A 15,145-nucleotide genomic window follows, 5' to 3' on the forward strand; every position below is an offset into this window, starting at 1 on the left:
AATGGGTTTCGATAATTTAAATTTCATTTTATCCAAGCTTTCTCTGCTAGTTTTTTAGTAAGAACGATGGATAACAAAGTCGGTGAACGACATCAACATCTGGGTATTGTAAGGCAAAGCGCGCAAAGCTTGAAGCGCTTGTTGATGAAGATCATCGAGATAAGCCTGTGCTTGTTCCAGTCCTAGCAACGCTGGGTAGGTACTTTTGTTCTGTTGTTGGTCTGAACCTTGTGGTTTTCCTAGTACTGCAGAGTCACCTACTACATCTAAAATGTCGTCTTGCACTTGAAACGCTAAACCAACTGTTTTTGCATAATTCAGCAAAAGTTGTCGGTTCTCTGGAGTAATGTCGGTGGCCAACGCAATTGCCATTTCTACACATGCACTGAGCAAGGCCCCTGTCTTTTTACTGTGAAGCGCTTCGAGTTGTTGTTGGCAGATTTGTTGCCCTGTGGCCGCTAAATCCATTGCCTGACCACCACACATACCCTTGTAACCAGCAGCGTGACTGACTATTTTTACCAACTCTATACGTTTTGCGGACAAGCTGCTGGTAATTGGATAATTGCAAAGTATTTCAAAGGCGAGAGTTTGCAATGCATCACCCGCTAAAATTGCTGTGGCTTCATCAAACTTAATATGGCATGTGGGGTGTCCACGCCTTAAATCATCATCATCCATCGCAGGTAAATCATCATGAATAAGTGAATAGGCATGAATTGCTTCTATGGCAGCAGCTGGACCATCTAGATCTTGGTCCGAAACAGAAAGCATTTTTCCAGTGGCATACACAAGAAACGGGCGCATTCTTTTACCGCCAATTAATAATGCGTATTCCATTGCTTGCTTAAGTGTTTCTGAATGGTGCGGTAAAGCATTAATCGTTTCACTTAGAGTCGCGTTAACCCTGTCGTTGCAGGTTTCTCGGAAGGCGTTCAATTGCATTTGGTAACCTGAACTATAGAAAAGCAACCGTTCCCTTTTTGCGAGGAGTGTTGACCCACTATGAGTATAAGAAGTTGAAATAAATAAAAGTAAACCGTGTTCGACATTGCTTATCCAAGTTTCAGATTAGTTATCTGATTCGAATACGTCTAAGCTTTGTTGGCCATTTTGACTGGTGAGAATTTGTACTTTTTGTTCTGCATCTTTTAGTTTCTGTTGACTGTGCCTAGCGAGCTTAATACCTCGCTCGAAACTTTGTAATGCGTCTTCTAAGGGCAAATCACCTTGTTCCATCTTGGATACTAAGGTTTCTAATTCTTGCATAGATTGTTCAAAGCTGAGTGATTCAGGTTTTTTTCTTGTTGTCATTTTTTTCTTCAACCAATTTCTGAAGTGGCACGCACCTTACCTGAGCGAAAAAAGACTTTCAAATACTTTTCAATTAGGGGGCAAAATCACATGTAAATACTGCTATTAAATACGAAAATAGTGGTGTCAAAGTCATTACCAAAATGGTTACTATAGAATTATTTAAGATTGTCGATAAAATGGGATGGAAATAGTTAATTTTGTTTACCCATTTAGTTTTGTTGTGGGTAGTTTATTTTAGCAAAAACTAGGCTATTGGTCTTTGTTATTTAGTATTTATACCTTTATTTCTATTGGGAGCATAATGTGGATTTAGCAACCATAATCGGTATTCTTGGTGCCATTGGGTTTGTTGTAATGGCAATGATCCAAGGTGGTGACATTGCGATGTTCATCAACGTACCTTCAATATTGATTGTATTTTGTGGCAGCTTATTTGTGGTGTTATCTCAATATACGCTAGGGCAGTTTTTTGGTGCGGGTAAAGTCGCGGGTAAAGCGTTTATGTTTAAGATCGACACCCCTGAATCGCAGATTGAAAAAATTGTGGAAATGGCAGATGCCGCACGTAAAGGTGGCTTTTTAGCGCTTGAAGAAGCTGAAATTGAAAATCCTTTTATGCAAAAAGGTGTAGATATGTTGGTTGATGGCCATGACGTAGAGGTGGTGAGGGCTACTTTAGGTAAAGATATCGCTATGACCACTGAACGCCACGAATTTGGCGCATCCATTTTTAAAGGCCTAGGTGATGTCGCACCTGCAATGGGTATGATCGGAACCTTAGTGGGGTTGGTGGCGATGTTGTCCAACATGGATGATCCAAAATCAATTGGTCCTGCAATGGCGGTTGCGCTATTAACCACTTTATACGGTGCGATGTTAGCTAACCTGATTTGTTTACCCATATCTGTAAAGTTAAGCAATCGCGCTGATGAAGAAAAGCTCAATCAAAGTTTAGTGTTAGACGGCATTATTGGTATTGCTGATGGACAAAATCCGCGCGTGATTGAAGGGATCTTGAAAAATTACCTTGCGGCCAGCAAACGTGGTGCTGCTGAAGAGGCAGAATAACTAATGGAAGACGAATGCCCTAAATGTCCCCCAGAAGGGTTACCCGCTTGGATGGGAACTTTTGCTGATTTGATGTCACTGTTGATGTGTTTCTTTGTTTTGTTGTTATCGTTTTCTGAGATGGACGTACTCAAATTCAAACAAATTGCGGGGTCGATGAAATTTGCTTTTGGGGTCCAAAATAAAATTGAAGTTAAAGATATCCCCAAAGGAACCAGTGTTATTGCTATGGAGTTTCGACCGGGTCGTCCTGAACCTACACCCATTGATACCATTCAGCAGCAAACGATAGACATGACCCAAGAAATGTTGGAATTTCAAGCTGGTAATGAAGATTCGGCTGGTGGTCGACAAAAGCAACGCGGTGAGCAAAGAGGAGGCGCGGCGCAGCAAACTGCCACAGAGCAGCAAACCACTAGTCAAAATGCCAGTCAAGAAGAAGTAGATGAACGCACTCGTAAAGTTGCCCAGCAATTAGAAAAACAAATTGTAGACGGGGCTATTGAAATGGAATCTTTAGGTCAACAGATTACTATCCGTATTCGAGAAAATGGTTCCTTTTCTGCAGGGTCCGCGTTTTTACAACCTCAGTTTGTGCCCATCTTACGTAAAATAGGTGCGTTGCTAGCTGAAATGCCTGGTGATATTGAGGTGTCTGGGCACAGTGATAGTCAACAAATATCAAATGAGTTATATCGTTCTAATTGGGATCTATCTGCACAACGAGCGGTTGCGGTGGCCGAAGAGCTAAGACGCGCTCCCGGCTTCGATGAAAGCAGAATGTCTGTAGTGGGTAAGGCCGATACGGCTCCTCTACTTGATACTGATGATGCGCAAGCTCGCAGTCGTAATCGCCGTGTTGAAATTTCTATCATTCAAGGTAAACCTAAAGTTTCAGACCCTATATCGGTGCTTGAGTAACTGTAATTCAGGTTGTTTATCCATATAGCAACACACAAAAAAGACTTTATGTGTTATTTTTACAGTGTTAGCTAGTTCACTTAGTCAAAGAGGCGGCATCATAATATGTCAACTAGTGCCTAAGTATTTTAAGGTCATATACGTCATGTCAAAGTGTCTTTTTCTAATACTTTTAGTATCGAGTTTCGTCAGAGCTGAAGCTGAGTTTCGGGTATCCGGATTCGGAACTATCGGGGTAGTTACCACTGATTCAGATGATTTTGGATATCGAGCCGACTTCTCAAAAACAGGAGGCGTGTTTGAAAATGATATTGATTTCGCTGAGGGCTCAAATTTAGGGTTGCAATTCGACATAATCGCCTCTGATGAAATCGATTTTGTTGTTCAAGCTGTTTACCGAGATCAGAAAAAACTTGACCTTGACTCGGCTATAAATTTGGCCTTCGTTAGGTATGCTCCTAACCCTAATTGGTCATTTAGAATTGGGCGTACCGCATATGACCTATTTTTATTAACTGAATATAGGGATATTGGATATGCCTACACTTGGGCGCATATTCCAAGTGAAATTTACGGAATCATACCGCATCGCTATCTAGACGGCGCAGACGTAACTTTTAGTAAACCAATAGGAGATATAACTTTTGCAGCCAAGTTGTTTTATGGCGAAAACGAGTTTCCATTAACTGCTTACGGTTCCTCAAGTGCTGGGCTGTTTCGTTTGGACAACACTATAGGTTTAGCGCTGGACTTTCACTCTATGAATTGGGAGGTTGCAATAAATCGCACTAGGCTAAAATTTGATTCTCAAGTTTCTGAGCCGTTAGTTGAGGCCCTAGTTCAAATGGATGCGCTTGTTCCTAACTTTTCCGCTATTTGGCCCAACTCCATGGAATTTGCGAGAGATATTGAAGTTGATAATAGAGACGGGATTTACACTTCTATAAGTGGTCAATATCGATTTGATTCAGTCACTGTCATTTCAGAGCTGTCAAAAATTAGCAGTGAAAGCTTGGGTGTACCCGGTGTCGAGAGTGGCTATTTAAGTGGTATTTATCATTATAATGCTCATAATTTTTTCACTTCTTTAGCCTTCAGTGATTCAGAAGAGTTTAAACTCGAAGGCATTAATCTTGCTGCACTTGAGCAAGTACCTTTTGGGTTAGAGGCTTATGAAGGTGCTGAATTGCTGTTGAACTATTTTACCATTAATCAAAAGACATTTTCGTTAGGGTGGCGCTGGGATTTCGACCCCAATATGTCATTTAAACTGCAGCTAGATCATACCCGAATTGATAAAGGGGGCAGTACCTTTTGGCAACCCCCGACCAAAGATTATACGACGCTCAAACGCACAGGACATGTTAACGCCTTGTTTGCCAATGTGAGCTTTTTGTACTGATGTTAGCGTGCATTAAAGTATTGCTATTAATGATTGGACTTAGTTTTGCAAACTTGGTGGTTTGCAACGAGTTAGTTCTGGTAGTTCATAAGGACAATCCAACTGATGCGCTTTCTCGTTCTCAACTAATTGACTTGTATATGGGGAAATATGTGGCCTTTCCCGATGGGGCACGGGCTGTTCCTGTTGATATTGAAGAGGATTTAGAGACCAGAGAAAAGTTTTACGAACTGCTAGTGGGTATGTCTTTAGCACGAGTCAATGCCTATTGGTCTAAGGTTAAGTTCTCAGGACGTGCCCGGCCACCTACTCAACAAAAAGACGAAAAAGCCATTTTGAATTTTGTCACGCAAACCGAAAATGCAATTGCGTATGTGCACCAAAACAGTGTGACAGATGACGTTAAAGTCGTTTATCGATTTACACAGTAGCTAGAGTAGTTGAATCCGATCGTTGTCAGTTCTTATGGTTGTTATCTACAAGAACAATCCTCACGCCAGTCAGTTTTGTATCTATCGTGAGGCGCTAATATTGTTTTAGTTTGCCGCTACATCTTTTCAAACAATCAAAAAGGCCATCTGAAATGGAAACTTCCTCTTTTCAAACGCTTAAACTTCAAATCGTAGAATTGTTAAGTTTATCGAAAGATGCAATACATATTCACATTGGTATGAGTGTGTTTATACTCGCTGTAGTCGTTTGGGGAAAAGGTAAAATAACCTTTAAGTGTTTAATTCCACTATGTATTGTAGCGCTGGGGTTGGAAGTGATGGACTTGACTGATGACTTCAATTCAGTAGGTTATCTTCGCTGGGCCAATAGCCTGCATGATTTTATTAATACTGTGTTATGGCCAGTCATTATTGTTGTTTTGAATAAGCAACTAAAAAAACATCAAAACAGCCACAATATGTAATGTTTTACTCATAAGTGATTATAGTTTTGAATACCTTTCGTTTACTGCATGTATTTTACACATATGGGGTCATTCTGCTATTATTGTTAGTATCAAATCGAGGGTATATCTATGATTGGTTTTAATACTGAATCGAATACATCGTTATTGCAACAAGTGCAAAACAAGCAAGAGTCAATATTAGAGAAACTTGCTTCGGGAAAGCGGATCAATAGTGCTGCTGATGGCGCTGCCGCTCAACAAATTATTGATCGCCTGACTACTCAGGTTGAGGGTAATCGACAGTCAATATCTAATGCTTTTGATGGTGTCTCTTTGGCTCAAGTTGCTGAAGGTGGTTTAGCCAATATTAATCAAGATGTGAATCGTATTCGAGAGCTGTCGGTGCAATCGGGTAATGGGTTGTTGAGCGACTCTGATCGTCAAGCGATTCAAGCCGAAGTTTCTCAGTTACAAGAGAATATTTCACAAACCGTGCAACAAACAGAATTTGCAGGGAAACCATTGTTATCAAGCGAAGGTAATATTGATTTTCAAATCGGTGCGAATGCTGGACAAAAAATTGCGGTTTCTACTAGTGATGTTTCGTCTAGCTTAAACGATATTTTGAACGTAGATTTAAGCACAGCTCAAGGTGCGGAAGATGCATTGCAGGTGGCGGATGATGCTGCTGAGTTTGTAAACAGTGCAAGGGCTGATTTAGGTGCCACTCAAAATCAATTTGAAAGTGCTGCGCGAAACTTAACACAAACCGATGTGAATGTATCCGCCGCAAGAAGCCGTATACAAGATACCGATTTTGCTCAGGCCACGTCTGAAAATGCTGCAGCGAGTATATTGAGCCAATCGAGCTTAGCGGTACAAGGCATTGCTAATCAACAACAAGGCCAAGTGTTATCTTTGTTAAACGGCTAACGTAAATGACGTTTACAAAAAGAAGAGTGGCGAAGCCGCTCTTTTTTTTGACTCAAATTAATATCCTGACTTTGATCGCTACACAATGCTAGATAGTGTTTAAAAATGCCTTAATTAATATTGCTATCCCAACTCGAATGGTTAAAATCATATACAATACAGTGAATTATAAAAACAACAGTAGGCTGGAAGTGGAATGAGCAATATTTTGATTATTAGTTCTGACATAGAGCGGGCAAATAATCTGAGTACCATTCTGACTTTTCTCGGTGAGTCCTGCTCTAGTGTCTTATTCCCTGCAGCGATGGAAACCCTTAAAAGTAAAACCGATATAACCTCGGTGTTAATCGATGCCGCTACGCAGGACTTGGCTAGCGATATCAGTGAAAAGTTCCCACATCATCCTTTTGTTTTGGTTGGTGACTACGAAAAGTTTGAGCCCCGCACTAATATTGTTGGTGCCATTAGAGAGCCTATAACCTATCCTGAACTGACTCAAATGTTACATCGTTGTCAGGAATACAAACGCAATCAACCGAATACTAAAACCAGCGTACACAATAAAACCCGTTTATTTAGAAGTTTAATTGGGAAAAGTGCGCAAATCCAAGGTGTCAGGCATTTAATTGAACAAGTCGCCCCCACCGAAGCTAATGTCCTAATTTTAGGAGAGTCGGGAACAGGCAAAGAGGTTATCGCTCGTAATGTTCACTTCTTATCAAACCGAACTGATAGCGTTTTTATACCTGTCAATTGTGGCGCTATCCCTGGCGAATTACTTGAAAGTGAATTGTTTGGTCATGAAAAAGGGGCGTTTACTGGCGCTGTTAGTTCTCGAAAAGGACGTTTTGAACTAGCGGAAGGAGGCACATTATTTCTTGACGAAATAGGTGATATGCCATTACAAATGCAAGTCAAATTGCTACGTGTTTTGCAAGAACGCACTTATGAAAGAGTAGGGGGCACTAAGCCGATCCAGTGCAATGTGAGAGTGATTGCTGCTACCCATAGAGATTTAGAAGTCATGATTGAGGACGGACAATTCAGAGAAGATTTGTATTACCGTTTAAATGTATTTCCCATTGATAGCCCTGCATTACGTGACCGCAAAGAAGATATTCCGCTACTTCTACAAGAATTGGTTTCCCGATTAGAGCTTGATAACGCACAGATTAAATTCACCGCCAACGCAATGGCTTCTTTGATGGAACATAAATGGGCGGGAAATGTCCGCGAGTTATCGAATTTAGTCGAACGTTTGATGATTTTATACCCAAACCAACTGATTGATGTAAGTGATTTACCCAGTAAATACAATCATTTAGACCTAGAAGCATACGCACCAGATTACCCAGATGAACTATTAGAGCGCGACGCGATTAACGCTATGTTTGGTGGTGAGAGTGAAGATCTTGGAGAAAATGAAGCTGTCAATAATGAGGTCGATCAAGGTTTGTCTACTGAATTACCGGTTGATGGACTAAACCTTAAAGAATACATATCAGACCTAGAGGTTAACCTGATAACCCAAGCCCTTGAGCAACAAGATTGGGTGGTGGCTAGAGCTGCTGAAGCCCTTGGTATGCGTCGAACCACTCTGGTTGAAAAAATGCGTAAGTATAATATTAGTAAAGATTAATCGAAACAATTCCCGAATCCTCCTATTAATTTATAGCCTCTTAGGTGGCAGCGTCATTTCCTTGACGTTATTTACACCTCGATAATTAACATAACTCTCTGATTTATAATGTAAATCCTGTTGGCATGGCATGTGCTTTACTCTACTTGAAATTATTATGTCTATGTTTTGACGTGAGGAATGTATGGGTACTAGTAACATCTTGAATGAAACACAGCGTGATGCGCTGTCTGCTCTTGGCGAAGTGGTTCGCCACGATGCATTACAAAAAGCATCACATGTATCAAAATCTCAAGAATTAGACGCATTGCGTTTGCAAGCAAATCGATTAGAACATTTATTACAAGTTATGCCAGCTGGCGTGGTAGTGATAGATGGTAAAGGATTTGTAAGGCAGTCAAATAATTTGGCCAATGCTCTTTTGGGGGAGCCATTGGAAGGCCAGTTGTGGCGAACTATTATCGCACGTTCGTTCAAACCTCAAGCTGATGATGGTCACGAGGTGTCACTTTATGATGGCCGTAAAGTGAAGTTGTCTATCACCCCGTTAGAAAAAGAACCGGGACAACTAATTGTACTAACTGATTTAACTGAAACTAGGCAATTACAGCAGCGTATTGGGCATTTACAGAAATTATCCTCTTTAGGAAGAATGGTCGCTTCTTTGGCGCACCAAATTCGTACTCCATTATCGGCGGCGATGTTATACGCAGCAAATTTATCTAACCATTCCCTAAATAACATTTCCCGCGAAAAATTTAGCAATAAACTTGTTTCTAGGTTGCGAGACTTAGAAAGTCAGGTGAATGACATGTTGCTGTTTGCCAAAAGTGGTGAAGAGCAAGTAATAAGTGAAATTTCATTGCACAGCCTGATGCAAGAAGTACAACAAGGCGCTGATGCAATGTTGCAAAATCAGCAGGCTAAGTTAGTGCTTTCAATGCCAGATCCTGATGTGGTGATTTTAGGCAATAAAACCGCATTAGTAGGGGCCTTACAAAATTTGATCCATAACGCGTTAACTGTCAAACCCAATAATGCTTTGATCAACATTGTTGCTAGTCGTCAAAGTGATAATCAAGAGTGGGTGAACGTATCAGTCACAGATAACGGCCCCGGTATCAAACCTGAAAATATAAATCGCATTTTTGAACCGTTTTTTACCACTAAGAGTAATGGAACAGGTTTAGGCCTAGCTGTAGTCAGAAGCGTCGCTCAATCGCATCAAGGAAACGTTCATGTGACTAATTTAGCTGATGGTGGTGCTTGTTTTACTTTGCGCTTGCCTACTTATGGTACCAATCAAACATCACAGCAAACTATTGTGCCGACACAAACTGCACAGTCTCAACAATATACAAATGTGACGGGAGCTAAAGTATGATTCAAGCTAAAGTACTGATTGTAGAAGACGATGCTGGCCTAAGAGAAGCATTAGTAGACACCTTGTTGCTTGGTGGTTATCAAGTCATTGAAGCCGACAGTGGCGAACAAGCCATGATCAAATTATCTGAGCACTCAGTTGACCTAGTGGTGAGCGACATTCAGATGGGGGGGATGAGTGGTCTTTCATTGCTAAAAAACATAAAAAATAAATATCCTAATTTGGCCATTTTATTAATGACAGCCTACGCCACCATTGATGATGCTGTTCAAGCTATGCGTGATGGTGCTACAGACTATCTTTCCAAGCCATTCGCTCCTGAAGTATTATTAAATTTGGTTGGACGTTATGCTCCAGCTCAAAAAGTAGAGTCTTGGACTCCGGTAGCTGAAGACCCAATGAGTCTGCAGTTGCTAACCTTAGCTAAAAAAGTGGCAAGGTCAGAAGCAACAGTGATGGTTTTAGGGCCCAGTGGGTCAGGTAAGGAAGTGTTAGCGCGTTTTATTCACGATCAATCCAATCGCAGACACGAAAATTTCGTGGCTATTAACTGTGCTGCAATTCCAGAAAATATGCTAGAAGCAACACTGTTTGGTTATGAAAAAGGAGCGTTTACAGGAGCAATCCAAGCGTGTCCTGGAAAGTTTGAACAAGCACAAGGCGGCACCATTTTACTCGATGAAATCAGTGAAATGGACTTGAATCTGCAAGTGAAGTTACTACGTGTTCTGCAAGAAAAAGAAGTTGAGAGGTTAGGTGGACGTAAAACCATCGCCTTAGATGTCAGGGTGATAGCCACGAGCAACAGAAACTTAAAACAAACTGTGGATTTAGGTGAGTTTAGAGAAGATTTGTATTACCGCTTAAATGTGTTTCCACTGACTTGGTTACCCCTAGATAAAAGAGCCGGTGATATCATTCCTTTGGCCGAACATTTAATAGAACGTCATTGTCAGAAACAGGGTAACGAGATTTTAAAACTTACGGTGGCAGGTCGTAGTAAATTATTACAACATAACTGGCCTGGCAATGTACGAGAGCTTGAAAATGTGATCCAGCGAGCATTGATACTATCTGATGGAAATCATATTGACGCTCAAGACCTATTGATCGAACATGATTTGTCGGCATCGATATCTGCGCCTTCAGGCGAAGATTCAAGTTTTGAAGAAGACAACAGTAAACTAGGCTCTGAGTTACGTCAGCAAGAGCATCAAATTATTCTTGATACCTTACAAAGTTGTAAAGGTCGCCGTAAAGATGTGGCGCAAAGATTAGGTATTAGTCCTAGAACATTGCGTTACAAACTCGCAAAAATGCGTGAAGTAGGAATTGAATTACCCGCTTAATTACAAATTTATAGTGTCGCAGATGCGAGTCCTTTGGCCACCTAGAACGGTGGCTTTTCTTTTGCTTGGGTTTGTCAACTGGCGTTTCACATAAAATTTACTATTTATTTCGTTTATTTATTCAGCTGTCAAGAATATGACACCACAACAAGTCTCTTTTATACCAATATAACTAACTGAATTTTATAGGTATTTATTGAATTTCTTACACCTAACTATTTGGCACTTACCTTGCTATCAGCTACATAGATACTTAGTTTAATTTCCAAAGACAGAATATGTCTTTTGCCAGCGGAGCGTCTTATGGACATCAAAGCACATTCACTATACCAAGAAATGCAAGGCATGGCCGAGCAGTCAAAATTGGGGATTGCAGAAGGAAGTGCCATTCAGGGTAATCCTTCCTCCCAGAACTTTGCTGATTTGCTAAGTAACGCTATTGGTAATGTTAATGACATGCAATTGCACTCCAAAGATATGGCAATGGCATTTGAGATGGGTGACAAAAGCTTAAGCCTTGCAGATGTAATGGTAGCCAAAGAAAAAGCTGGAATTGCGTTTGAGGCGACTATTCAAGTACGCAATAAGGTGCTTGACGCCTACAAACAAATTATGAACATGCCAGTTTAGGAGTTAACTAGTGGCTGAAGCAGCAAGTACAGAATTGGCGATGAGTGATATGGATACCGATACGTATCCAGATGAGTCGAGCGCAGAACAAAAATCTGGTTTTATGGATTCTATCGGCAGTACGGATATGGTACGCCAAATTACCTTGATCGTTGCCTTAGTGATATGTGTTGCCATTGCTGTCTTTATTTTAATCTGGGCCAACGAACCTGACTACCGTCCAATGGCGAGTATGGAAACCCAAGAGTTAATCGAAACCTTAGATTACCTTGATCAGGCGCAAATTGATTATCGTTTGGAAGGCAACACTATTTACGTCAGCAGTGAACAATACCAAACAATCAAATTAGGAATGACTCGCCAAGGCATTACCCAAGGTGAATCGGCGGGTGCTGATATTATCATGCAAGACATGGGGTTTGGTGTCAGTCAAAGGGTTGAAAAAGTAAGGCTAAAACACGCTAGAGAAAAACAAATCGCCAGTACTATCGAAGAAATGACTGCAATTACTCGGGCGAAAGTATTATTAGCCTTACCGGAAGCCAATGTTTTTGCACGTCGCGAAAAACAAGCCAGTGCAACAGTAGTTGTAACCGCCAGACGTGGGTCGATGATCTCAACTGGAGAAGTGAACTCGATCATAGACATAGTCGCTTCAGCAGTACAAGGATTAGAACCCGATAGAGTAACGGTTACTAACAGTAACGGACGTTTATTAAATTCAGGATCACAAGGAGCTGAGTCTGCTCGATCGCGTAAAGAATATGAAATAGAAAAAAAGCGTGAAAATGCCTACATGGAAAAAATCGATTCCATTCTTATTCCAGTCTTAGGTTTAGGTAATTATACAGCGCAAGCTGACGTGACTATGGACTTTACTTCTGTAGAGCAAACCCAGCGTAGCTACAACCCCGACTTACCCGCCGTTCGCAGTGAAATGACTGTTGAAGAAAACAGTATTGGTGGAGTCATTGCGGGTATCCCTGGGGCACTAACCAATCAACCTCCATTAGACTCAAACATTCCTGAGCGAGCCAACGGTGGTGCAACTCAACAAACACCTGGGCGCAACCATAAAGAAGAAACTCGCAACTACGAGTTAGACACCACTGTGAGTCATACTAAACAACAAGTTGGGATGATTCGTCGTTTAAGTGTTTCTGTTGCCTTAGATTACGTAAGCACTGCTGCTGCTGATGGAACAGTGACAAGTGCACCTAGGTCACAAGCTGAATTATTGGATATTCGTCGTTTACTGCAAGGTGGAATAGGCTTTGACGTTACCCGGGGAGATTCTCTAGAAGTTGTGAGTATTCCGTTCAACCGTGAAGGTGAAGTGGAACTAGCCGAAGTGCCGTTTTGGGAAGACCCCAAAATACTACCTCTAATAAAATGGATAGGTAGTTTCTTTATTATTGTCCTAATGTTCTTTGTGGTTGTGAAACCAATGGTCAGTAAACTCATCAATCCAGATGAAATGAAGGCTGATGAATTTGATGCTGATGAAGGGTTAGACCTAGGTGATGAAACTATTAGCCTATTGGCAGAAGAATTTGACGAATCACAAGTCGGTTTTGCAGCAGATGGCACCTTTATGCTGCCAGACTTACATAAAGATGAAGACGTACTGAAAGCTGTTAGGGCGCTGGTGGCAAATGAACCAGAACTGTCTTCGCAAGTAGTGAAAAATTGGATGATGCTTGATGATTAAGTCTAATATTAATGTGTGGCTTGCTGAGGACTAAATTGTGGCTGAAGAAGAACAAATTGAAGAAGCGGGATACGACGTAGGAAAACTAGAAGGTGTAGATAAAGCCGCTATTTTACTGCTGAGTTTAACCGAAGATGATGCGGCGCAAATTCTTAAACATTTAGAGCCGAAACAGGTGCAAAAGTTGGGTCAAGCTATGGCCCAAATTGATGATATGACCCAGTCTAAAATCACTGCGGTGCACAAACATTTTATCGAAGAAATTCAAAACTACAGTACCATTGGGTTCCAAAGTACTGATTTTGTTAAACGCGCGCTAACGTCTGCTTTAGGCGAAGACAAAGCCGCTAATCTTATTGACCAGATCTTAATGGGAACCGGCGCCAAGGGCTTAGACTCACTGAAGTGGATGGATTCAAAACAAGTCGCGAGCATAATTCGCAACGAGCACCCTCAAATTCAAACTATTGTTATGTCGTACTTAGATGCTGAGCAATCTGCGGAAATATTGAGTCAATTCCCCGAAAAAGTCCGTTTAGACCTAATGATGCGAGTGGCGAATTTAGAAGAGGTACAACCCGCTGCATTACAAGAATTGAATGAAATCATGGAGAAACAATTTGCTGGGCAAGCAGGCACACAAGCAGCCAAAATGGGCGGATTGAAGTCAGCTGCGGATATCATGAACTATTTGGATACCAACATTGAAGGTCAGCTGATGGATGCTATCCGCGAACAAGACGAAGAAATGAGTCAACAAATCCAAGACTTAATGTTTGTGTTCGATAATTTAGCCGATGTTGATGACAGAGCAATTCAGGCTATCTTGCGCGAAGTACAACAAGATGCGCTACTCAAAGCCATTAAAGGTGCCGAAAGTGAGCTTAAAGAGAAAATCACCAAAAACATGTCTAAACGTGCTGCAGAAATGTTGATTGATGATCTTGACGCGATGGGGCCAGTGCGCATTAGCGAAGTAGAAACTGCCCAGAAAGAAATTTTGTCAGTGGCCAGACGTTTAGCAGACGCGGGTGAAATTATGTTAGGTGGTGGCGGTGGCGATGAATTCTTGTAAGCGAGCTAATGATATTATTAAGGCAAGTAACCTATGACCGCAGATGGGCAAGACGAGGACATTAAAGCATGGGATTTGCCATATGTTGAAGACACCACGTTAGCGCAAAATGACAAAGCTACTAATGCCCTAAATCGTAGGCCTGAATGGAAATACGAACCCCCTGAGCCCGAAATAGAAGTTTTGCCTCCTACAGCCGAAGAAATTGAAGCCATCAGAGCTGAGGCACACGCTGAGGGATTTGCTCAAGGACACAGTGAAGGGCATGCCCAAGGTGCTGAAGAAGGCGTGTTAAAAGGGCATGAAGAAGGTTTCGCAAAAGGTTTAGAAGAAGGTGAAAAACAAGGAATGCTTGCTGGTGAAGAACATATCCAGCAGCTGTTGGCAAATTGGACGTCGTTAATTGAGAGCCTTAATAATCCTGTTGCTAATGTAGAGAAAGAACTAGAAAAAGAACTCGTGCTGTTGGCTGTAAGCCTTGCTAAAGGTGTGATCCGCAGTGAGGTGAAAACCAATACAGATCTAATTTTTCAAGCGTTAAGTGAAGGGTTAAAAGCCTTACCGATCCAAGAAAAGCACTATCAGATACGCCTACATCCCGACGATATTAAATTGGTCAATGATCATTTCAGTCCAGAAGAAATCGCTAAGCATCATTGGGATTTTATGGAATCGCCAGAATTATCAGCTGGAGGATGCGAAATTGTCACTCAATCAAATGCGGTTGATGTAACAGTAGAGCGGCGCGTTAAAGATGTGATAGATAAATTCTTGTTGGAACAAGGGTTGAGTCAAGTTAGCGCAAGTGACGAGTAAGT

General features: G+C 41.4%; 15 protein-coding genes. 13 read left to right on the forward strand and 2 right to left on the reverse strand.

The window, feature by feature from the left end; translation table 11 throughout:
* Positions 1-54: 54 nt before the first annotated feature.
* Together ispA and xseB are read right to left on the reverse strand one after the other, a co-directional pair.
* Positions 55-945: a (2E,6E)-farnesyl diphosphate synthase gene (gene ispA, locus KO534_RS07765; RefSeq protein WP_215929081.1), complete on the reverse strand. Its 891-nt coding sequence runs from the start codon at positions 943-945 to the stop codon at positions 55-57.
* A 126-nt stretch (positions 946-1,071) separates the two neighbouring features.
* Positions 1,072-1,314, reverse strand: a complete 243-nt coding sequence (gene xseB, locus KO534_RS07770; protein WP_215929082.1) for an exodeoxyribonuclease VII small subunit — start codon at positions 1,312-1,314, stop codon at positions 1,072-1,074.
* Between the two features lie 306 nt (positions 1,315-1,620).
* Here xseB and pomA point away from each other — a divergent pair, with 306 nt between their 5' ends.
* The 13 genes from pomA to fliH all read left to right on the forward strand — a co-directional run bounded on the left by pomA (position 1,621) and on the right by fliH (position 15,143).
* Complete coding sequence (pomA, locus tag KO534_RS07775) at positions 1,621-2,385, forward strand: flagellar motor protein PomA (RefSeq protein ID WP_215929083.1); 765 nt, start codon at positions 1,621-1,623, stop codon at positions 2,383-2,385.
* Between the two features lie 3 nt (positions 2,386-2,388).
* Entirely contained in the window at positions 2,389-3,306 is a 918-nt protein-coding gene (locus tag KO534_RS07780; RefSeq protein ID WP_215929084.1) for a flagellar motor protein MotB, read from the forward strand.
* A 145-nt stretch (positions 3,307-3,451) separates the two neighbouring features.
* On the forward strand, positions 3,452-4,708 hold the full coding sequence (locus tag KO534_RS07785) for a hypothetical protein (protein WP_215929085.1): 1,257 nt from the start codon (positions 3,452-3,454) through the stop codon (positions 4,706-4,708).
* Between the two features lie 29 nt (positions 4,709-4,737).
* A complete protein-coding gene (locus tag KO534_RS07790) occupies positions 4,738-5,139 on the forward strand; it encodes a hypothetical protein (protein WP_252732016.1) in 402 nt (133 codons plus the stop codon).
* A gap of 152 nt (positions 5,140-5,291) precedes the next feature.
* Positions 5,292-5,624, forward strand: a complete 333-nt coding sequence (locus KO534_RS07795; protein WP_215929087.1) for a hypothetical protein — start codon at positions 5,292-5,294, stop codon at positions 5,622-5,624.
* 111 nt (positions 5,625-5,735) lie between these two features.
* A complete protein-coding gene (locus tag KO534_RS07800; protein WP_215929088.1) occupies positions 5,736-6,539 on the forward strand; it encodes a flagellin in 804 nt (267 codons plus the stop codon).
* A gap of 196 nt (positions 6,540-6,735) precedes the next feature.
* On the forward strand, positions 6,736-8,178 hold the full coding sequence (locus KO534_RS07805) for a sigma-54 dependent transcriptional regulator (protein WP_215929089.1): 1,443 nt from the start codon (positions 6,736-6,738) through the stop codon (positions 8,176-8,178).
* 184 nt (positions 8,179-8,362) lie between these two features.
* Entirely contained in the window at positions 8,363-9,562 is a 1,200-nt protein-coding gene (locus KO534_RS07810; protein WP_215929090.1) for a sensor histidine kinase, read from the forward strand.
* Positions 9,559-10,911 carry a sigma-54-dependent transcriptional regulator gene (locus KO534_RS07815; RefSeq protein WP_215929091.1) on the forward strand — a complete coding sequence of 451 codons (1,353 nt, stop codon included), beginning with the start codon at positions 9,559-9,561 and terminating at the stop codon, positions 10,909-10,911. Before KO534_RS07810 ends, KO534_RS07815 begins: the two co-directional genes overlap by 4 nt.
* Positions 10,912-11,214: 303 nt before the next feature.
* Entirely contained in the window at positions 11,215-11,541 is a 327-nt protein-coding gene (fliE, locus tag KO534_RS07820) for a flagellar hook-basal body complex protein FliE (protein WP_215929092.1), read from the forward strand.
* Between the two features lie 10 nt (positions 11,542-11,551).
* Positions 11,552-13,252 (forward strand): flagellar basal-body MS-ring/collar protein FliF, encoded by a 1,701-nt coding sequence (gene fliF / locus KO534_RS07825; RefSeq protein ID WP_215929093.1) that lies wholly within the window; start codon positions 11,552-11,554, stop codon positions 13,250-13,252.
* Positions 13,253-13,289: 37 nt separating this feature from the next.
* Positions 13,290-14,327 (forward strand): flagellar motor switch protein FliG, encoded by a 1,038-nt coding sequence (gene fliG / locus KO534_RS07830; protein ID WP_215929094.1) that lies wholly within the window; start codon positions 13,290-13,292, stop codon positions 14,325-14,327.
* 33 nt (positions 14,328-14,360) lie between these two features.
* Complete coding sequence (fliH, locus tag KO534_RS07835) at positions 14,361-15,143, forward strand: flagellar assembly protein FliH (RefSeq protein WP_215929095.1); 783 nt, start codon at positions 14,361-14,363, stop codon at positions 15,141-15,143.
* Positions 15,144-15,145: the final 2 nt, after the last annotated feature.

This window comes from Paraglaciecola arctica (assembly GCF_018861065.1).
GTDB lineage: Bacteria > Pseudomonadota > Gammaproteobacteria > Enterobacterales > Alteromonadaceae > Paraglaciecola > Paraglaciecola arctica_B.